Origin of the sequence: Shewanella sp. MMG014 (assembly GCF_018100775.1) — a bacterium.
Taxonomy (GTDB): Bacteria; Pseudomonadota; Gammaproteobacteria; order Enterobacterales; family Shewanellaceae; genus Shewanella; species Shewanella japonica.
Genome location: NZ_JAGJDZ010000001.1, coordinates 610,347 through 630,390, shown reverse-complemented (window position 1 = coordinate 630,390; position 20,044 = coordinate 610,347). Strand labels below are relative to the sequence as shown.

The following is a 20,044-nucleotide window of genomic DNA, read 5'->3' as shown; positions in this document are numbered from 1 at the left end:
GTCAATTTAGACATAGAAGAAATAAAAAAGGCCATCAACTTTTGTTGATGGCCTTTTTCGTATTACTGAGGTTAACTTTCTAGTTTAGCCAGTTCAGCTTTTTGTTCGGTTAACTTTTCAATATCGCGTTGGTATTCCGCTTGTTTAGCACGCTCTTTTTCGATCACGGCTGCAGGTGCTTTAGCGACAAACCCTTGATTCGATAACTTGCCTTCAATACGTTTGAACTCGCCGGCTGCTTTTTCAAGTAGCTTGTCGATACGAGCCACTTCTTTAGCAACATCAATTAATCCAGCCATTGGAATTAACAACTCCATATCGCCTACAAGCTGTGTTGTAGACATTGGCGCTGTTTCACCGTCGGCAAGAATAGTCATAGATTCAAGCTTAGCTAGGGTCTTGAAGAAGGTTTGGTTTGCTTCTAGACGTGCTTTGTCTTGTTCACTCACGCCGCGTAGTAGGGCGTTAAGTGGCTTAGAAGGAGCAATGTTAAGCTCTGCACGAATATTACGTACAGCCGTAATCACTTGCTTAACCCACTCAAGATCTTCCATCGCTTGAGAGTCTACTTTAGTGGCATCAAATTTAGGGAATTCAGCCAACATTAACGTCTCTCCCTCAACTCCTGCTAGCGGTTTAATGCGCTGCCAGATAGTTTCGGTGAGATAAGGCATCATTGGGTGCATTAAACGCTGCATTTGTTCTAGTACAGTGACTAGAGTATGACGTGTACCACGAAGCTGTGCTTCGCTGCCGCTTTGCATTACAGGCTTCGTTAGCTCTAAGTACCAGTCACAGAATTGATTCCAAGTGAACTCATAAATAGTGTTAGCGGCTAAGTCAAAGCGGTAGTTTGCCATATGCTCGTCATAAGCTTTTACCGTTTGATTGAACAAACCGATAATCCAGCGATCAGCAAGAGACAACTCCATCGTTCCAGGCTTGCCATCAACGAGCAGTTGACCGCAATCTAACGCTTCACCGATAGCATCATCATCAGCGCCTTCAGCTTGTACTTCGGTGTTCATTAGTACGTAGCGTGAAGCATTCCAGATTTTGTTACAGAAACTTCGGTAACCGTCTAGGCGTTTCATGTCCCAGTTGATGTCACGTCCTGTTGAAGCCATTGACGCTAAAGTGAAACGTAGCGCATCAGTACCATGTGCTTCGATACCGTCAGCAAACTCTTTACGCGTGCTTTTTTCAATTTTAGCTGCAAGTTTAGGCTGCATCATGTTGCCAGTACGCTTAGTCACAAGTGACTCAAGGTCAATACCGTCAATCATGTCTAATGGGTCAAGTACGTTACCTTTAGACTTCGACATTTTGTTACCCGCTTCATCACGGATAAGACCTGTCACATACACAGTCTTGAACGGGACTTGCGGTTTGCCATTTTCATCTTTAATGAAATGCATGGTCATCATGATCATACGGGCAACCCAGAAGAAAATAATATCAAAGCCTGTAACCAACACATCTGTTGGGTGGAAAGCTTTTAATTCTTCGGTGTTTTTTGGCCAACCTAATGTTGAGAATGTCCATAACGCAGAGCTAAACCATGTGTCTAATACATCGTTATCTTGGCGTAAGACAATAGACTCATCTAAGTTATGCTTTGCACGAACTTCAGCTTCGTCACGGCCCACATAGACTTTACCTGCTTCGTCGTACCAAGCTGGGATACGATGTCCCCACCAAAGTTGGCGAGAGATACACCAGTCTTGAATATCGCGCATCCAAGAGTTGTACATGTTCTCGTATTGTTGTGGTACGAATTTGATGTCGCCATTATCAACAGCTTCCATCGCAGTTTTAGCCATTGGCGCAACAGAGACATACCACTGATCTGTCAGTAAAGGTTCAATGACCACACCTGAGCGATCGCCATAAGGCACTTTCAATCCGTGAGGGTCGATTTTGCCAAGTAAACCTAATGTTTCGAACTCTTCAACAATGGCTTTACGGGCGGCAAAACGTTCAAGACCGGCATAGCGCTCAGGCAAGCTGTTATCAAGTTCATTATTTGCTGTACCATCTGTATTGACGACTTCTGCAGCACTGCGGATTTCTGCATTAATCGTTAAGATGTTGAACATAGGTAGGGCGTGACGCTTACCGACTTCATAATCGTTAAAGTCATGTGCAGGTGTGATTTTTACACAACCTGTACCAAATTCCATGTCGACATAATCGTCAGCTACGATAGGAATAAGACGGTTTACGATTGGCAATAAAATGAACTTACCAATCAGTGATTGATAACGTTCATCGTCAGGGTGAACAGCAACTGCACTATCACCTAACATGGTTTCAGGACGTGTCGTGGCGACTTCTAAATAGTCTTTACCATCAGCAGTTAATGCACCCTCAGCAAGCGGATAGCGGAAATGCCACATGCTGCCTTGCTTTTCTTTATTTTCAACTTCAAGATCAGAAATTGCAGTGTGCAGTTTTGGATCCCAGTTTACTAAGCGTTTACCACGGTAAATCAACTCATCATCGTATAGACGTACAAACACTTCTTGTACGGCTTCAGACATGCCTTCATCCATGGTAAAACGTTCACGGTCCCAATCAACTGATGCGCCTAAACGACGTAGCTGTTTAGTAATAGTACCGCCAGATTCATTTTTCCAATCCCAAATGCGTTCAATAAAGTTATCGCGGCCTAAGTCGTGGCGGCCTAATCCTTCTTCTGCAAAGACTTTACGTTCAACCAGCATTTGAGTTGCAATACCCGCATGGTCAGTACCCACTTGCCAAAGGGTATTTTTACCCTTCATGCGTTGGTAACGAGTCAAGGTATCCATGATGGTATCTTGGAATGCATGACCCATGTGCAAACTACCCGTCACATTCGGTGGCGGGATCATGATGCAATAGTTACCTTTTGACTCATCGCCATGTGGTTTGAAGTAGCCTTGCTCTTCCCAGTTTTGGTAAAGAGATTGCTCAATTGACTGCGGATTATATGTTTTTTCCATGGGATTTTTGTTTTCTCAATCTAAATTAATAGTTGGTATTGTTAACGAATCAACTGACTTAAACGCCAGTGAACTCAGTTGTTGTGAGTTCAATGCCTAATTGCTTATATTCGCGATAGCGAGCACGTGCAATTTGTTTTAGCGCATCATCATTAGCAACAAAATCGATAATATGCGGAAAGTTAACCGCAAATGATGGCACTTGATCTGCGAGATTAATGAGTAAATGGCGGCTTTTATTCGCGCCTAATTTATCAAAACCAATTTCCACAGGTGAACCGGTTACCGGTCCTTCCCCTTTTAAATTGTGGGGAACAAATGCCGTTGGCTCAAATTGCCAAAGTAATTCGTCAATGGCGTATGCCTGCTGCTTGTCTTGGCAATGAATATAAATTAATTGCTGCTGACGATAATGCTTTTCTGCTAATTGGCAGGCGCTTAAAAATACACTTTCGATTGCACTTGGCTGCGTATTGATGGCGGGCATTAAGTAAAACAGAGTCTTTGGCATGCTTTTACTGTATTTGACGAAGTAAAGACGGATTTTACACTAAAAGCAACTCATGGGGCTAGGGTGGACAGCGGTTAAATTAACATTTAGATGTGATTAGTTTTAAATCATTTATAAATAAAAAAGGTGAAGAATGATTTCTTCACCTTTTTTCATAAAACGCATTGTCTAACTTGGATAATAAGGCTTATTCGCCTTGATCAACACCAGCTCTGTTAATTAAGAACTGACTTAATAATGGCACAGGGCGACCTGTAGAACCTTTATTTGCGCCGCTGTTCCAAGCTGTACCAGCCACATCGATATGTGCCCAGTTATATTTCTTAGTGAAACGAGATAAGAAACATGCTGCAGTAATAGAACCTGCGGGACGACCGCCTAAGTTAGTCATGTCAGCAAATGGGCTCTCAAGCATTTCTTGATACTCATCCCAAATCGGCATACGCCATGCTCGGTCACCTGATTGCTCACCCGCATTTAATAGTTCGTGAGCTAACGGGTTATGTGAAGAGAATAAACCAGAGGCATGTTTACCTAAGGCAATCACACAAGCGCCAGTTAATGTTGCGGTATCGATAACCAATTCAGGATCGTAACGTTCAACATAAGTCAGTACATCACAAAGCACTAAGCGTCCTTCTGCATCAGTATTTAATACTTCGACAGTTTGGCCAGACATAGTAGTTAAAATGTCACCTGGACGGTAAGCATCACCTGATGGCATGTTTTCACAGCCAGCAAGAATACCAATAACGTTTATAGGTAAATTCATTTCACATAAGGCTTTCATTGCGCCAATAACACCTGCTGCGCCGCCCATGTCATACTTCATCTCATCCATGCCATCACCTGGTTTTAATGAGATGCCGCCTGAGTCAAACGTCAGGCCTTTACCAATGAGGACAATTGGCTTTTCTGTTTCATCAACAGCGCCTTTGTACTCCATGATTGTCATAATGGATTCATTGGCACTGGCACGGCCAACTGCTAGGTATGAGTTCATGCCTAGCTTAGCCATTTGCTCTTCACCGACAGTCGTTACTGTCAGGTTTTGGTGAACTTCACCAATCTGACGTGCTTGAGATGCAAGGTAAGCAGGATTACAGATATTAGGTGGCATATTGGCAACGTCACGACATAAATCCATACCTGATGCGACAGCCATTCCATGATCGATTGCACGTTCACCAATCGTTAGTTCACGACGTGTCGGTACATTAAACACCATTTTACGTAATGGACGACGAGTTTCGCCTTTACGTGTTTTTAAGGTGTCAAAACTGTATAAGCTGTTATAAGTCGTCTCAACGGCTTGGCGAACTTTCCAGTACGTATCGCGACCTTTAACGTGCAATTCAGTCAAGAAGCAAACCGCTTCCATCGAACCTGTTTCGTTTAAAGTATTGATGGTTTTGGTGATGATTTGTTTGTATTGGCGTTCATCAAGTTCACGCTCTTTACCACAACCAACCAATAAAACGCGCTCACTTAGCACATTCGGAACATGATGTAATAACAACATCTGTCCTGGCTTGCCTTCTAAATCACCGCGTCGAAGTAGGTTACTGATGTAACCTTCACTGATTTTATCCAATTGCTCCGCGATACCAGATAAACGACGTGGTTCGTATACACCGACAACGATACAAGCTGAACGTTGCTTCTCGGGGCTGCCGCTCTTTACGCTAAACTCCATGAGCACTCCTAGATTATTAAAGACAAATTTTTATATTTATTAGATAATGTTTTAATTAGGCCTGTTAGGCCATATTTACAACCCTTTAAGGAAATAAATCCTTGGTAATTTTCTGCTATAGCTGCTAAATGAATTACACTAAAGGAAGCTCACGAGCTGGTCAGAAAACTATCAATAACTGCTAAAAGCAGACATTTTATAGTGAACTTACTCTGATACCAGCAAAAAGACAAGTTTAGACAGTGGATCCTACCTGTGATTGTATTTAGATACTTGATCGTTGAAGTTTTAAAAGCGCAATTTGCGATACTTTTGGTGCTATTAACTATTTTTATTAGCCAGCAATTTGTGCGTGTATTAGGGGATGCCTCAAATGGCGAATTTCCCGCCACATTAGTATTGACCTTATTAGGTCTAAATTTACCGCAATTGACGGTATTGGTGCTGCCATTAAGTTTTTTCTTGGGCATTTTACTTGCTCACGGGCGAATGTATGCCGAAAACGAAATGGTGGTGCTCCATGGCGTTGGGATCAGTGAGTGGTATGTTACTCGCGTTACTTTACTGATTGCCGTGGCCAATTTAATATTCACAGGTATTTTATCTGTGTATGTTGGACCGTGGGCGGAAGAGAGGCAAAATCAAGTATTAGAGCAGGCCCAGTCAGAAGCAGGCCTTGCTGCGATTGTTCAAGGCCGTTTTCAGGCAAGTCCTAATGGTAGGGCGGTTCTTTTTGTAGAAAAAATATCTAAGTCCAATGAACTTGAAAAAGTATTTGTTGCGCAACTTCCCGATCCAGAAGACGAAGAAGGTCTAACTAATATTGTTGTTTCTGAGCAAGGTCGTGTCGTTGAAGACAGCTTTGGCAGTCAACAATTACAGTTAGATAATGGTATTCGTTATCAAGGTAGTGCTCAAAACCTCGACTATCAAATGATTGAGTTTGGTGGTTATCGGATGGAAATTAAAGAGCAAGAAGTGGATGAAAGGCGGCGTAAAATGTCTGCACTGCCAGTGGGTGAGCTACTTGATACACCTGGTCCAGAGGCCGTTGCAGAGTTCCAGTGGCGATTAGCGTTACCACTTGCTATTCCACTGATGACGTTAATTGCTGTGCCATTAGCTCGTGTCAATGTAAGGCAAGGTAAGTTTGCTAAAATGTTCCCTGCTATTTTGCTCTATTTAGGCTATTTCGGATTAATGGTTGCAGGTCGAAAAGCCTTGGAAGATGAAGTTATACCACTTGCTTTAGGCATGTGGTGGATCCATGGGTCTGCATTAGTGATAGGATTATTTTTGTTAGGTAAGGAACGTCCAAGTGGCGCCAAATTACTGCAAAGCTTTAAGCGCAAGCAGGTGGCATCATGAAAATATTAGACCTCTACATTGCTCGCGTTATTATTAGTACATCTGCCTTATGTCTACTTATCTTGACAGGTTTGTCAGGAATTATTAAATGGGTTGATCAACTGCGAGTTGTGGGGCGTGGTGCTTATACCATGTTAGATGCAGTGATTTATGTGCTGTATTTAATTCCACGTGACATTGAGTTGTTTTTCCCTATCGCGGTATTACTGGGTGCGTTAATTGGTATGGGGATGCTCGCCTCTAATTCAGAATTAGTCGTGATGCAGGCTTCAGGCATGTCTCGGTTACAAATCACTGTTTCTGCGATGAAAACAGCTATTCCCCTCATGATTATTGTTATGGCATTAGGCGAGTGGGGCGCTCCAGTTGCTGAACGAAGTGCTAAAGAGCTACAAGCAACTAAGGTATCTGGTGGTAGTTTGATTAAGTCTCATCGTGGTGTATGGGCGAGAGACGGTGATTTATTTGTCAATATTGGCGAGGTAGAGTCCATTAACACCCTCAACAATATCACTTTTTATGAATTTGATGATGACCTTAAATTAAAAACCATGACCCAAGCGATGCGAGCGAATTTCGCTAATGGTGTATGGCGATTAATGGATGTGAAAAATACGCACATCACAGAAGAAAAGATTACCCTAGAGTACCAAGAAGAAAGAGTGTGGAACTCAACACTCACCCCAGATAAGCTAAGTGTCGTATCGGTAAAACCTGAAGCCTTGAGTATTCAAGGACTCATTGGCTATTTGGACTACTTGAAAGTAAATCAACAAGATCCTAGTCGTTATGAATTAGCGCTTTGGCGTAAAATTATGCAACCAGTGACGGTCGCAGTGATGATTTTGGTTGCCTTATCTTTCGTATTTGGACCTTTACGAACGGTAACAATGGGCGCACGAGTGTTATTAGGCGTGGTGGCTGGGTTTAGTTTTTATATCTGTAGCGAAATCTTTGGACCATTGAGTATTGTTTATGGTCTGCCAGCATACATCAGTGCTGGGATGCCGCCGTTATTATTTAGTTTAGGTGCGCTTTACTATATTCGTAAGTAACTCAATCGCGCCAAATACAAGCGGCATCTTATTTAAAAAATAGTCCTAAAAGCCAGCCGTTGCTGGCTTTTTTATTCCTGGAATATCAACAAAGAACGTTAATGATGGGAAGAGAAATGTAAATGGCTAGGCTATTTTGTCCACTTTGGGATAGACACTATCACGTCCTTCTTCTTTAGCTTGATATAAATGTTCATCGGCTTGAGATATTGCCGAGTCAACAGAATGATGGATATCAGCTTTACCTATACCGATGCTGACCGTTATCTCAATCGTTTTATCATCGAATGTTATAGGATTTTGTTGGATAGTTTTCCTGATTTTTTCTGCCACTTCAAATGCGTCATTAAACCCCGTGTGAGGCAATAAAATCAGAAATTCTTCACCACCCCAACGTGAAATCATATCTTGCTTACGTAAAGTGGCAGTAAAGGATTTTGCCAACTTAATAAGCACTTCATCACCACATTGATGACCGTATTTGTCGTTAATCTTTTTGAAAAAATCCACATCAATAAGCAGTATGCTCATATCATAATTATTTCTAACGACTCTGGCATACTCGTAATTAAGTTGCTCCATCATGGCGCGTCGATTAGGAATATCGGTTAAGTGATCCCGTAAAGCTTGTTGTTCAAATTTGGCGCTCAATTGCTTTACATGCTGAAATGATTGATGGCGAGAGTATTCGTAATAACCAGATAAGAAAGTCAGTGTAATTAATGAGTACAGCACACGGGTTTTAAACTCGTGTGTGTAACTCGCTTCAAGTAATTGATTGTCTGGGTAAAACATGATGATGCAGTAACACGTGATAAACACACTAGTATTGCGTAAACCACCTTTAAGCCCGCCAAAGAACATCATGACAGGAGGGACTAAAAAAACCCATAATGGCCCAGTGTTATTGGCCCCACCGCTATAAACTAAATACAGCATTAAGGCGAGCAAACTAAGCTGGATGAGTGTGGCGGAGGTTTCAAACCGATACTGTTTTAAAAACTTCCAGTGATTCAATAAAGATAAGAAAAAAAGAACGCAAGATAGCAGCAGAACAATGGCAAGTCGGTCGTTATTTTGAAAGTAAGCGTTGATACCTAAAATAAATGTAATCGAAAAGCCAACCATCCCGAACCAATTGATAATGAGTATTCTATGACGCTTTTCTGGGTCGTCATAAAGCTCAGTACCTCGGTTAAGATAATTGACAAGCAATGTTTTAATCGCTGTTAAAAATTTCAACTGTTAATCAGCTTCCTTTTGAGAACTTAATATTCCTTTATTAAGATGTCACTTCACAGAGTCTCTTAGATTACTCAACACCTTGTCCCCTAAGATAGCGTAGTATTTAACCAACGCCAAGTTAGATTGAACTTGCTGTGCAGGAATTGTTGGAGTAAATAGAGTATTTTCGACTTCTTTTGAGAGGACAACACCTGTTACAAAGGCTTTTTTATCGGATAAAGCAGTAATTCCATTAAAAAAGCCAACTGAAAATTCAGTTGGCTTATGAAGATTAAGCAGGTTTTCTCGTTAGCTAATATTGCGGTTAAGCACCATGCCAGTTACGCATTTGATTAGCCTCAACCGATAGCACTACAACTTCGGAGCGTGTCATTTTATCTTGTAGGGCAAGCTTGTCTGGATTAATTAAAATAAACAGGTTACTAACCCCTGCAAATGACCATACAACCCGAGCTACGGCTGTGATGAAACTTAAATTTTGTCCGTTTGGGTGCTGAACTTTCAAGCGCCACGCTCGCATGCCGAGAGTTTGGCCACCACGACTCCAAAATAACGCATAAAAAGCCACAACACACATCACCAACCAAAGCTGGTAAATTCCTTGATAAAGCGGTGTTTGATTTAGTAGATCTGATACATGCTCGTGACCATTCATGCCGATAACACCTGTGCTGGTTAGGCCTAAAAATAAACCAAAGCCGACAGCCCCTGCCACCATATAAACGGCAACGGCTAATAGGCCGTCATAAATCATTGCACCGCAACGTCTCGTGAAGCTGGCTCGAGGAAAGTTTGCGTGTTCTGTGTTGATCATGTGATTTCCTATCGATTAGCTATTTGATGTTTCTTCGTCGTCTTCGCGCACAAACTTAATGCTTGAAAAGCCAAAGCGAGCAAACTCAGTTTTACGGAAATCCTTTTCGGCGCGAGCCCCTTTTTTAGAAGTGAGCGCTATTTGCTGTTCCATCGCTAAAAAGCGGCTTAAGTCGATACCTTCAGCTTCTGCAGCAGCTTCGTAAAGATCATGATGTTTGTCGTAACTGAATGCGATAGTTTTGGTTTGACCTTTAAAGGTATAAATGACTTGGCGAGCCATGGGAACTCCTGAAACAAATGCTGTAGGTATAAGGTTTATGGCTTATACAAAAATAGTGTATGACAAAGTAAGTTCACAATAACTACTGTCAACAGGCGCCATTATAACCAAACTGATCTGTGCAAGATAGTTTTGTTATTGCTCAGCTATACGCATACGCTTGGCAAATACCGACAGCTTATCTATTGCTTGTTAAATCAACATTAACTGATTAGAGTTTGAAAGGTTTATTACGCATCTTCATAAATCGTATTATCACAAGGAAGCAGATTAAATGGTTAACTATTATCAGCAGGTTTTCAATGTCAGCACAGTGCTATTTATTGGAGCGCTTATGCTGATGTCACCGTCAGCCATTGCAGGCAAAGAGGCTTTTAAATCCGGCGCGACCATAAAAGAATACGGTAAGATTGCGCCAGTGACGTCGAGCTTAGTGATCCCAAAAGGTATGGTATTTAAAGTGGCATTTGATATGAGCAAAGCGGCTAAGCCCGGCGAAGTTAATCGTAGCCTAAATACCTTAGCACGGTTTATTAATATGCATGTTGAGGCAGACGTTAAGCCACAAGATATTCAATTAGCTATGGTCGTTCATGGATCGTCGATAACTGATTTGGCTAATGATGTTTTTTACCAACAGGTTCATGGCAAAGATGTTAGTGAGGGAAATCCTAATAAAGAGTTAGTGCAGCAGCTGATAAATCATGGCGTTAAAATTTATATTTGCGGCCAAAGCGCTGCTTATTATGGTTTAGAACACACGGCATTATTACCAGGTGTCGATATGGCTTTGTCGGCAATGACAGCTCATGCCGTATTAGCCCAAGAAGGTTATACTCTTAACCCATTTTAGCCAAGATGTCTGGCTACCTTAATTTAGAACATAAATAGTAAAGCCCTCGAAAGGGCTTTATTTTTATCCAAATACCGTTGATTTAACGACAAGGACGTCAATGTGATCACTATTTATTGACTGGTGATATTACTAATCTCGAACTTGACCATCACCTGAAACTAAAAATTTTTCAGCCGTTAACGATTCCAGTCCCATTGGACCATAGGCGTGTAATTTTGTCGTAGCAATACCGATTTCAGCGCCTAAGCCTAATTGGCTACCGTCAGAAAATCGCGATGAGGCATTCACCATCACGACTGAAGCATCAACACTGCGCTGAAATAACTCACCACGCTGTTTGTCTTCAGTGCAAATAACCTCGGTATGATTACTGCCAAACTGATGGATATGATCCAGTGCTCCATTCAAACTATCGACAGTTTTAACCGCTATTTCAAGGTCGAGATATTCTGTACCAAATTGGTCATCTTGCAATAATTGAGCTTGGTTAAAAAATGGGAGGCTGGTTTGGCAGGCGTTAATCAAGACATTTTGCTCTGCCATATGTTTAGCAACTAACGGCATAAAGTCATTTAAAATGGCTTTATGAACGATTAATCCTTCTAGCGCATTACACACACCTGTTCGTTGTGTCTTACCGTTTAACAGTAATTTAATGGCTTTTTCGAAGTCCGCATATTTGTCTATATACAAATGGCAGACTCCTTTAAAGTGCTGAATCACAGGCACTTTACTGTTATCTGTGACAAAGTTAATTAACCCTTCACCGCCTCGAGGAATAATGACATCAATGTATTCACGTTGTTGCATTAAATCCATTAATAAGGCTCTGTCAGCGTTGGGCACGACACTAATGAGTGCTTCAGGTAAATCAAATTTGACTAAGGTTTTTTGTAGTATTGAGGCAATGGCTTTGCTTGAATGCAATGCTTCTTTACCGCCACGCAAAATAATGGCATTGCCTGATTTAAAGCATAATGCGCCAGCATCAGCGGTGACATTGGGTCTTGCTTCATAGATCATGCAGACAACGCCAAGTGGGATGCGCATTTTACTGATCTTAATGCCATTAGGCTGCTCACCTAAGTCGCGGATTTTACCAACAGGATCGGGGAGTAGTGCTACCTCTTCTAGTCCTTTTGCCATTAGTTCAATTCGTTGTTCGTTTAATAGCAATCTGTCTTGCATGGCACTTGCTAAGTTATTTTGTTTTGCATTGTCCATATCCAGCTGATTCGCTTCGAGGATCGTGGTCACCGCATTTCGCAATTCTGCTGCCATAACGTTTAGAATATGGTTTTTAGTTTCGGTGTCTAAGTTAACTAAAGAGCGTGAGGCCTGAGAGGCCTGCTTTGCAATATCTGTAATTAAATTCATTCGTTCTCCAATACGGTTAAGTGCTCTTTCGAAATAATAGAATCGTTTTGCGCAAAATAGCTTTGGCTTGTATTCTCGTCATCCTGTTCTTGAGCGATATAATTAAGTAAACAGCTACTGTAATTGGTTTTAGCTTTAGCCACTTTGGTGCCATCATCGGTCGATACTAAGATGGTATCTCCTGCCGAAAACTGCCCCTTCACTTCAAGGATATTGCCACTTGTGAGCATATCTTCATCACTTGCAAAGTGGGTGGTTGTGGTGTCATTAATGATGACTTCACCACGCTCTTTGACAGTGTGCGTCATCCAATGAATCGCGGGTGAGAGTGGCTCGATATTGGCGAGGAAGTGGGTGCCAGGGTTTTTACCTGCTAGTAGTTGCTCAAAAGAGGCATTCTCAAATCCATTAATAATTAAGGTATCAATACCCTGTGCAGTGGCTTTTTCTGCCGCTTGGATTTTAGTTAGCATCCCTCCTGTGCCAGTTGCGCTTACCGCGCCTCCCGCCATTGCATATATCTTGGAGGTTATCTCATTCACTTGCTGAATAAGTTGGGCGTTATCGTATTGATGTGGGTTTTTATCATAAAGGCCGTTAACGTCTGTGCACATGATAAGGGTATCAGCATCAATTGCCGCCGCTGCCATCGCTGCTAGGTTGTCGTTATCACCCACTTTAAGTTCTTCAGACGTCATGGTGTCATTTTCATTAATTACAGGCAGTACATTGTGCTCTAGCAATGACTCAATGGTGTCTTTGATACTGACGTAGCGTTCTCTATTACATAAATCTGCATGAGTTAACAGGATTTGGGCTAATGGCATATCGAGTAACTTAGCCCATATTGCCATCATGTCATTTTGACCTGCCGCAGCCATGGCTTTCTTTAACGCTTTGGTTGGCGAATCAACATCAAACCATTGTCGCCCTGCAGCAACAGAGCCAGATGAAACAAGTATTACTTGTTGTCCTTGCTGGCGACAGTTTTGAATAAACTGAGCAATATTTTTAAGATATTTAGCGCTACAGCCATCGTTTCCTGGTGCAATAAGGGCACTGCCAACTTTGACTACGATGCGCGTGTTGTGACGTAAAGACATAGTTCCTCTTGTGATGTGCTTTTGACAAGCTTTCGATTAACTAATTTAAATTTAAGGGTTATTTGTTGAGGTAGTAGACGGCTCAAGAAGAAAGCGACTTTTGTGGCTAGTGCACTGTTGGTGGCTAGTGCGTTAATGCTTAATTTAAGTCGTAAAAGAATGGCAAGCCGAATAACTGAAAAACTACCTTGTAGCACTGTTATGCAGAACCAGTTAATCAATACACTGATACTGATAAATGTGTTTTTGAATGAAGTGGAATATGAATAATATCGTTGGGATAAATTGAAAGTAGTGCCTGAAAGCTCGGCAACGAAAGCTGTAAAAACTAAGCTAAAGTAAAATTGTGGCGTGAACTTGAAACCAAACACAGCAAAAGAGCTGATAAATAACCCAACAGCAGTATTGGTTTTCTTAAAGCTAAAAAAATACTCATACAGTCTGCTACACGCCTGTAAGCAAGAGTGTATAGGCCTTTGGGCACAGCAAAGGCGATTCAGCTTGTTGTGTTTACGCTGAATGAGGGATTTGCTTGTACTGGGATAATTGATCGTATTGCCAGTTAACATCAATATCAAAAAATAATTTAATGCAAATGTTAAATACGAATTTTTCATCACTTTATATTATTATCGTTTGAGTACGATTTATATATTGTATACAAAGGGCTGAATATATAACTTGCGAGGATTAACCAAAAACAAACGAATTCCAGTGAATTTCTTGCTATTAGTCTAGATTTTGAGATTGAAAACAGTGACGACTTTAAAACGCGTGGTTGCAACATGTGTTTACTACTAATAATTAGAATACAAACTATTATGATACGGAGTTGTTAAATAAGATCAACCTATGTTGCATGAAAAGTTTACAGGTTCGTGCTTTATTAAGACTAAAGGCGGTATTTAGGATTGATTACGCATTTGATAGAATTGAAATCATTAGTATTGAACTGAGTTTGTCTTATGAAAAAGTATGAAGAGTTACTCGTCTCTTTGCGGCAAGTGATTCGAGCCATTGATTTATATTCAAAAAAGCTGAGTAAAGAAACTGGATTGACTAGCCCACAATTATTAGTGCTCCAAGCAATTGCAGATCATGATAATGCGATGGTAAAAGAGGTCGCACTGACAATTAATCTCAGCTCTGCCACGATTACGAGTATTTTAGATAGATTAGAAAAACGTGAACTGGTGACGCGTACAAGGTCATTAACGGACAAGCGTAAAGTGGGGATTAGTTTAACGGAAAAAGGCAAAGACATCATAAAAGACTCGCCAACACCGCTACAAGAGCACTTTATTACCCGTTTTGAATCAATGGAAGAATGGGAACAGTCGCAAATGCTGGCCACTATGCAGCGTATTTCAAGTATGATGGATGCTGAAGATTTAGATGCATCACCTGTCTTAGAGGTGGGTCAGTTACATACCCACGAGCATCAATAAATCCAATCTCAATAGGGCGCTATAAGTTTGTCTAAAGCGCCCATATCTTCATGGCTATTTCGTTGTTACTCATTGCTTTGTTTAGCGTTAAGCCGTTATCTTATTGAGGTGACGACTAAATAGAGACAAGTAAGCAAAGCTCACCTAATTGATTGTTTGGTGCAATTAAATAAGTTTTATGGTGCTTAATCATACTGGTTTTTTTATTTCCAGGGCTGACTAATAAGCCTTTATCTAACGCCTTTTGTGCAAAATGCTTTTCGTCACCTCGAACATAAATTGGCAATGCTTTAGTGAGTTTATCACCTTCAAAGTGCTGCGCTAGTTGATCTTCACATACCACCAAACTTGATTGACCATTTCCTGCAAGCTTTAGTTTAGTTTTCGGCTCATTTGAAAAAGCGCTATCTGCGATAACAAACCAGTCGTCCGTTTCCAGTTCTGCAAGTAACTCCTGTACTGCTTGATGTTGGGATATGGCAGGTTTTTCGACTTGGCGGTATTGAGTCGCAATAGCATCAAACAGTTGTGGAAGCATGGCGCCGGCGCCTTTGCTACGAGCTAACGTAATCCAACCAGAAATATCATTGGCAACGATTTTAGGGAAACGTTTAACTTTATACATTTCCACTAACCAAGCACACAAGAAGTGGCTTTCTTGGGCGGATGTTCTTTTGGCTTTTTGTTTTGCTGCAGACTCTGCTAATGCGATTTGAGCGGCTTCTGCCACAGCTAAAATGGCTAGGTTATAGGTTTGGGTTTGCACTTTGTTTACACCGTTAGGTTGAATTGCCGTATCAGATAAATCGTTCAGTGATAGGGCGTTGTCATCAGACGAATAATATAAGATGTATTGTAGCAGAGGAGCTTGAATTGCTGCTACCAACTTGGCTTCAGCGATTAAATAATTGTTATGTCAAAGCCTTTTGATAAGGTGATAATGATTGTGTTTAAAAGAAAAGAAAACGGCTAAACCAGACTGATTAAAGAAGAGGGGAGTAGGCGACAACAATAAGTTATCGCCAAGGTTGACGCTAAGATTCAGGTTACTGATTTTGCAGTAATTCTGCAGCAGTCAAAATTAACTCTGGCGCCGGACGGACTTTGTAATTCGGATTAATATATTGAAAATGCACTAATCCACTTTTATCTGCAACATAAACCGCAGGAACAGGGAGAACTAGGCGTTTGTCACCTTCAGGTGTCGTCCATAAGGTATTGTCCACATTAAGTTTAGCTTGATACATGCTGGTGACTTTTTCGCTAGTATAGAATGCAATACCAAATGCTTGTGATGCTGCCATTTTTTCATCAGAAAGCAGCAAGTAATCTAATTCATTATCAGTCATTGATGCTTTTAATTTAGCGGGTGAGTCAGGTGAAATCCCTACCAATTGAAAGCCCATTTCAATTAGCTTCGGCTCAATCGCTTTTAGCTGACCCATTTGGATATTACAGAATGGACACCAGCCACCACGGTAGAAAAAGAAAATGGTTGGCTTTTGCGCTGTTAGCTCAGCTAAATCTACTTTGTTGCCTTTCACATCTTGTAAAACAACACTTGGGATCTGCTGACCATTCATTAATGGCATGACGTGGTATTCATCACTGGCTATTGGTTTAGCCAGCGAAGGCAAACTAAACAAGGTGATTGCTGCGGCTAACATAAGTTTTTTTAACATGCTGAAATCCATATTCAAATAAAAAGGGTTAGTCTTATTGAATGCCACACAAGGCATTACTTCATTGTTTTCTCAATTTAAAGTGTGCATAGCAGTGACTTTACATTCACAATCTACTAGACCCGAGCATAACAGTTTTTATTTCATGATATAGATTTAAAAGTGAATTTAAATTTACATCTTAGATGTGTAGCGATAAAAATGACAGCTATTGAACTTTGAGGGGCAATAAAAAAGGCGCTTGTAGCGCCTTAATTTAGATAAGCTTTGATATTAAGTTAATGAACTATTTTAGTTTTTTATACTTAACTGTGCTGGTTGATTTACCAACAGTGACACGGCGTCCTTGCATGTTTCGCTCTGCAACAACTTGTGCGCCCGCATTGTCAACTCGTTGCTGTTTTTTGGCAAAGCTACGACGTTTTTGAATTTGTTTTAGCAATAACTCTCTGCTGCCGACTTCGTAACCTGGCATAGTAATTCTGCGAATAGGCTGATCGATTAACTTTTCAATATCCGCAAGAGTTCGCTCTTCTTCACGGCTAACAAATGAAATTGCAGTGCCAGATTTACCCGCTCGACCTGTGCGACCAATACGGTGAACATAATCTTCAGCAAGGAAAGGTAAATCATAGTTAACAACATAACCTAGGTTTTGAATATCTAAACCACGGGCTGCCACTTCTGTTGCTACTAGCACACGAACTTTACCTTCAACAAATTCACGTAATGCACGGCGACGGCTGCCTTGGCCTTTTTCACCATGAACAACTGCAGATGGAATCCCATCTAAATTCAGTTCTTTAACCAATAGATCGGCGGCATCACGTGTTGCGGTAAACACTAATACTTGTTGCCAATTCTTGGTACCGATGAGCTCTGACAATAACTCACGCTTACGGCGCTGCTCTACGGGGTAAACTACTTGGCTTACTGTTGCTGCTGTGGTGTTTTGCTTATCAGCGGTAATCACTTTTGGCTTATTAAGCATTTCATTGGCTAACTTTTTCACTGATGTTGAAAAAGTCGCTGAGAATAGTAAGTTTTGACGTTGCTTATTAACGGCTTGCAGGATTTTTTGAATATCAGTGCTAAAGCCCATATCTAACATACGATCGGCTTCATCAAGTACTAAAAATTCCACGTTTGATAAACTTAAATTACAGGATAATAAGTGTTCTAAAAGGCGACCAGGTGTGGCAACAATAATATCTGCACCGCGCTTTAGTTTTTGCGCTTGGGTTGCCACTTTTACACCACCATAGATGGTCAGCACTTCAATGTTAATATTATTACTGTAATCAGTGATGTTTTCAGCAACTTGTGCAGCAAGCTCACGTGTCGGCGTTAAAATAAGCGCGCGGGTGTTTGAGTGTTGCACTTCACGTGGATTCTCAACCATTTTTTGTAGTAAAGGCAGTGCAAAAGCAGCTGTTTTACCTGTGCCCGTTTGCGCACTTGCAAGCACATCTTCACCGCGGCGGATAGCTGGAATAGCTTGTTGCTGAACGGGTGTCATAGTTTTATAACCGCAATCAGCGATCGCACTTAATATTTCAGGGGCGAAGCTAAAAGATTCAAATTTCATCGGTATATATTCCTATCATTATCACGTCGTTCAACGGGTTATTTACAAGCTCAGTATAACTGCTATAAGAAGCGGCGGCGGAGTATAACAAATATAATTGATTAATTCTTAACTTAATCTAATGACATTTTGAAGAAACAGGCAAAAACACAAAAAAATACCAAGTTTTTGTTCAAAACTTGGTATTCAGTGGTCGTTAGCGTTGACTTATGGCGCCGTTATAACTCACTCGTCACTTGAGTAAGCCAAGTTAAATCTTCGCCCTGCATGAGTGGCGATAACGTGCTAAATACTTTGGCATGGTATTGATTGAACCAATTGATTTCGGCTTTAGTTAACAGTGATTTATCAATTAGGCGTTTATCCATCGGAATTAAGGTGAGTGCATCAAATGCCATCATGTCACGTTCAGCATTAACCAGTGTCGGTGAAGGGATAACTGCCACCAAGTTTTCAATTCGAATACCAAATTCATCAGCACGGTAATAACCTGGCTCATTAGAAAGCACCATTCCTGGTAATAATGCTACGCCATTAACATTTTTACCTATGCGTTGTGGGCCTTCATGAACACTTAAAAAATGTCCCACGCCATGACCTGTGCCATGATCATAATCAAACCCATGTTGCCATAAATACTGGCGAGCAAATCCATCAAGTTGTTGGCCTGATGTGCCTTTCGGGAACTTAGCTTGATCAAGAGCAATATGGCCTTTAAGCACTAAGGTGAACATTTTTTGTTGTTCAGCAGTGACATGACCAATTGCGATGGTGCGAGTGACATCAGTCGTACCGTCAATGTATTGAGCGCCAGAGTCAACAAGGTAAATGCTGTTCATGGTCATTTTGCTTGGCGTGCCATCAAGGTGATTGTAATGGCACATTGCGCCATTACCACCCGTTGCAGAAATGGTGTCAAAGCTAGGCTCACGGTAAAGTGGATCCGTTAAACGAAATGATTCAAGCTTATCAGCGAGCTGTGCTTCATCGTGCATCACATTAGCGGCAACTTCACGGTCAAGCCATGCAAGGAAACGACTAACGGCTACGCCATCTCTGACATGGCTTGCGCGCATTCCGTTTAGTTCTGCTGCATTTTTTTGTGCTTTTGGTAAAGCGACAGGGTCGCTACCTGCAACTAATACGGCACCCGCTTGTTGGGCCGTGAGTTGGCTCCACGCATTGGCAGTATTTGGGTCAGCTAACAGTTTTACACCGTTAAGTTGCGATAAAGAATCAGCTAGAAGTGACTCATCTTTGAAATCAACACCAGCGCCAACATGTTCAATGAATCCAGCTGGCATTTTGGCAATATCGGCAAATAAGGTCATATCACCATTGGTTGATAATAATGCACAGCCCAATGTGACAGGTAGACGTGGAACGTCATTGCCACGGATGTTAAGTAGCCAGCAGAAAGAATCTAACGCAGCAATCAATGCCATATCTGCGCCTTCTTTAGCGACTAGTGCACCAATCTGTTGACGTTTTTCAAGGCTATTTCGCCCGGCGCCTTCATGGCTAAATAGGGTAATAGGTTCACTAGGTAATACTGGGCGGTCATGCCAATGAATATCAATTGGGTTTTCTGCAACACTGATTAGCTCAAGTCCCGCTTTGGTAAGTTTATGCTCAGCTTGTTGGTACCAAGCTAATGTATGCAGTCGAGTGTCGATTCCAACACGTTTACCTGAGGCTAATTGATCAATGAGCCATTCAACTTGCGGGGTATCGTATAAGCTTTCGTAACTAAATAGTTCGCCATTAACCTGTTGCTTAACTTGCACGGTATAGCGACCATCAACAAAAATTGCCGCAGAATCTTTTAAGACAATTGCCATCCCAGCAGATCCAGTAAATTCCGTTGCCCATAGTAGGCGCTCATTTCGCTCAGGGACATATTCTCCGAGGTATTCATCAGCTCTAGGAATAATAAACGCATCGAGATTATGTTTAGTTAGTTCTTCACGAATGGCCTGTAGGCGCTGATTAATAATGTCTGACATGATAACTCCGTTGGAGAGGGCTGATT

At 41.4% G+C, this 20,044-nt stretch carries 17 protein-coding genes; 5 read left to right on the top strand and 12 right to left on the bottom strand.

Going from position 1 to position 20,044, the window contains the following annotated elements:
- Positions 1-71: 71 nt before the first annotated feature.
- From J8L86_RS02670 to pepA, 3 genes are all read right to left on the bottom strand, one after another.
- On the bottom strand, positions 72-2,987 hold the full coding sequence (locus tag J8L86_RS02670; protein WP_211028561.1) for a valine--tRNA ligase: 2,916 nt from the start codon (positions 2,985-2,987) through the stop codon (positions 72-74).
- 58 nt (positions 2,988-3,045) lie between these two features.
- Complete coding sequence (locus J8L86_RS02665; RefSeq protein WP_055024286.1) at positions 3,046-3,498, bottom strand: DNA polymerase III subunit chi; 453 nt, start codon at positions 3,496-3,498, stop codon at positions 3,046-3,048.
- A 187-nt stretch (positions 3,499-3,685) separates the two neighbouring features.
- Positions 3,686-5,194 carry a leucyl aminopeptidase gene (gene pepA / locus J8L86_RS02660; protein ID WP_055024285.1) on the bottom strand — a complete coding sequence of 503 codons (1,509 nt, stop codon included), beginning with the start codon at positions 5,192-5,194 and terminating at the stop codon, positions 3,686-3,688.
- A 255-nt stretch (positions 5,195-5,449) separates the two neighbouring features.
- Between pepA and lptF the strand changes: the two genes are divergently transcribed.
- A complete protein-coding gene (gene lptF / locus J8L86_RS02655; protein WP_055024284.1) occupies positions 5,450-6,562 on the top strand; it encodes an LPS export ABC transporter permease LptF in 1,113 nt (370 codons plus the stop codon).
- Positions 6,559-7,617 (top strand): LPS export ABC transporter permease LptG, encoded by a 1,059-nt coding sequence (gene lptG / locus J8L86_RS02650; RefSeq protein ID WP_055024283.1) that lies wholly within the window; start codon positions 6,559-6,561, stop codon positions 7,615-7,617. The genes lptF and lptG overlap by 4 nt, the downstream gene beginning before the upstream one ends.
- A gap of 126 nt (positions 7,618-7,743) precedes the next feature.
- On the opposite strand, the gene J8L86_RS02645 is transcribed toward lptG, so the two are convergent.
- The 3 genes from J8L86_RS02645 to J8L86_RS02635 form a co-directional block, all read right to left on the bottom strand.
- The gene (locus J8L86_RS02645) at positions 7,744-8,859 is read right to left on the bottom strand and encodes a GGDEF domain-containing protein (RefSeq protein WP_082972322.1); all 1,116 of its coding nucleotides are present in this window, start codon (positions 8,857-8,859) and stop codon (positions 7,744-7,746) included.
- Between the two features lie 307 nt (positions 8,860-9,166).
- Positions 9,167-9,676, bottom strand: coding sequence for an RDD family protein (locus J8L86_RS02640; RefSeq protein ID WP_055024281.1), 510 nt, complete (start codon positions 9,674-9,676; stop codon positions 9,167-9,169).
- A gap of 15 nt (positions 9,677-9,691) precedes the next feature.
- A complete protein-coding gene (locus J8L86_RS02635; protein WP_055024280.1) occupies positions 9,692-9,958 on the bottom strand; it encodes a DUF2960 domain-containing protein in 267 nt (88 codons plus the stop codon).
- Positions 9,959-10,232: 274 nt separating this feature from the next.
- Here J8L86_RS02635 and J8L86_RS02630 point away from each other — a divergent pair, with 274 nt between their 5' ends.
- Complete coding sequence (locus tag J8L86_RS02630) at positions 10,233-10,811, top strand: DsrE family protein (RefSeq protein ID WP_211028552.1); 579 nt, start codon at positions 10,233-10,235, stop codon at positions 10,809-10,811.
- 132 nt (positions 10,812-10,943) lie between these two features.
- Here J8L86_RS02630 and J8L86_RS02625 read toward each other — a convergent pair whose 3' ends face one another.
- Positions 10,944-12,191 carry a glutamate-5-semialdehyde dehydrogenase gene (locus tag J8L86_RS02625; protein ID WP_211028550.1) on the bottom strand — a complete coding sequence of 416 codons (1,248 nt, stop codon included), beginning with the start codon at positions 12,189-12,191 and terminating at the stop codon, positions 10,944-10,946.
- On the bottom strand, positions 12,188-13,294 hold the full coding sequence (proB, locus tag J8L86_RS02620; protein WP_065109001.1) for a glutamate 5-kinase: 1,107 nt from the start codon (positions 13,292-13,294) through the stop codon (positions 12,188-12,190). Before proB ends, J8L86_RS02625 begins: the two co-directional genes overlap by 4 nt.
- Positions 13,295-13,396: 102 nt before the next feature.
- Between proB and J8L86_RS02615 the strand changes: the two genes are divergently transcribed.
- Both J8L86_RS02615 and J8L86_RS02610 read left to right on the top strand, forming a co-directional pair.
- A complete protein-coding gene (locus J8L86_RS02615) occupies positions 13,397-13,564 on the top strand; it encodes a hypothetical protein (protein ID WP_211028548.1) in 168 nt (55 codons plus the stop codon).
- Positions 13,565-14,259: 695 nt separating this feature from the next.
- Positions 14,260-14,742, top strand: coding sequence for a MarR family transcriptional regulator (locus tag J8L86_RS02610; RefSeq protein ID WP_055024276.1), 483 nt, complete (start codon positions 14,260-14,262; stop codon positions 14,740-14,742).
- A gap of 115 nt (positions 14,743-14,857) precedes the next feature.
- Here J8L86_RS02610 and J8L86_RS02605 read toward each other — a convergent pair whose 3' ends face one another.
- The 4 genes from J8L86_RS02605 to J8L86_RS02590 all read right to left on the bottom strand — a co-directional run bounded on the left by J8L86_RS02605 (position 14,858) and on the right by J8L86_RS02590 (position 20,018).
- Positions 14,858-15,628 (bottom strand): DUF2913 family protein, encoded by a 771-nt coding sequence (locus tag J8L86_RS02605; protein WP_247663142.1) that lies wholly within the window; start codon positions 15,626-15,628, stop codon positions 14,858-14,860.
- Between the two features lie 160 nt (positions 15,629-15,788).
- Entirely contained in the window at positions 15,789-16,424 is a 636-nt protein-coding gene (locus tag J8L86_RS02600) for a peroxiredoxin-like family protein (RefSeq protein ID WP_080915173.1), read from the bottom strand.
- Between the two features lie 286 nt (positions 16,425-16,710).
- On the bottom strand, positions 16,711-18,012 hold the full coding sequence (locus J8L86_RS02595) for a DEAD/DEAH box helicase (RefSeq protein ID WP_211028546.1): 1,302 nt from the start codon (positions 18,010-18,012) through the stop codon (positions 16,711-16,713).
- Positions 18,013-18,230: 218 nt separating this feature from the next.
- Complete coding sequence (locus J8L86_RS02590) at positions 18,231-20,018, bottom strand: aminopeptidase P family protein (RefSeq protein ID WP_211028544.1); 1,788 nt, start codon at positions 20,016-20,018, stop codon at positions 18,231-18,233.
- Positions 20,019-20,044 lie beyond the last annotated feature (26 nt).

Coding starts and splice junctions, on each gene's coding strand:
- J8L86_RS02600 (WP_080915173.1), bottom strand. CDS start 16,424: ATGTTAAAAAAACTTATGTTAGCCGCAGCAATCACCTTGTTTAGTTTG.
- lptG (WP_055024283.1), top strand. CDS start 6,559: ATGAAAATATTAGACCTCTACATTGCTCGCGTTATTATTAGTACATCT.
- J8L86_RS02635 (WP_055024280.1), bottom strand. CDS start 9,958: ATGGCTCGCCAAGTCATTTATACCTTTAAAGGTCAAACCAAAACTATC.
- J8L86_RS02625 (WP_211028550.1), bottom strand. CDS start 12,191: ATGAATTTAATTACAGATATTGCAAAGCAGGCCTCTCAGGCCTCACGC.
- proB (WP_065109001.1), bottom strand. CDS start 13,294: ATGTCTTTACGTCACAACACGCGCATCGTAGTCAAAGTTGGCAGTGCC.
- J8L86_RS02595 (WP_211028546.1), bottom strand. CDS start 18,012: ATGAAATTTGAATCTTTTAGCTTCGCCCCTGAAATATTAAGTGCGATC.
- J8L86_RS02670 (WP_211028561.1), bottom strand. CDS start 2,987: ATGGAAAAAACATATAATCCGCAGTCAATTGAGCAATCTCTTTACCAA.
- J8L86_RS02665 (WP_055024286.1), bottom strand. CDS start 3,498: ATGCCAAAGACTCTGTTTTACTTAATGCCCGCCATCAATACGCAGCCA.
- J8L86_RS02590 (WP_211028544.1), bottom strand. CDS start 20,018: ATGTCAGACATTATTAATCAGCGCCTACAGGCCATTCGTGAAGAACTA.
- J8L86_RS02640 (WP_055024281.1), bottom strand. CDS start 9,676: ATGATCAACACAGAACACGCAAACTTTCCTCGAGCCAGCTTCACGAGA.
- J8L86_RS02630 (WP_211028552.1), top strand. CDS start 10,233: ATGGTTAACTATTATCAGCAGGTTTTCAATGTCAGCACAGTGCTATTT.
- pepA (WP_055024285.1), bottom strand. CDS start 5,194: ATGGAGTTTAGCGTAAAGAGCGGCAGCCCCGAGAAGCAACGTTCAGCT.
- J8L86_RS02610 (WP_055024276.1), top strand. CDS start 14,260: ATGAAAAAGTATGAAGAGTTACTCGTCTCTTTGCGGCAAGTGATTCGA.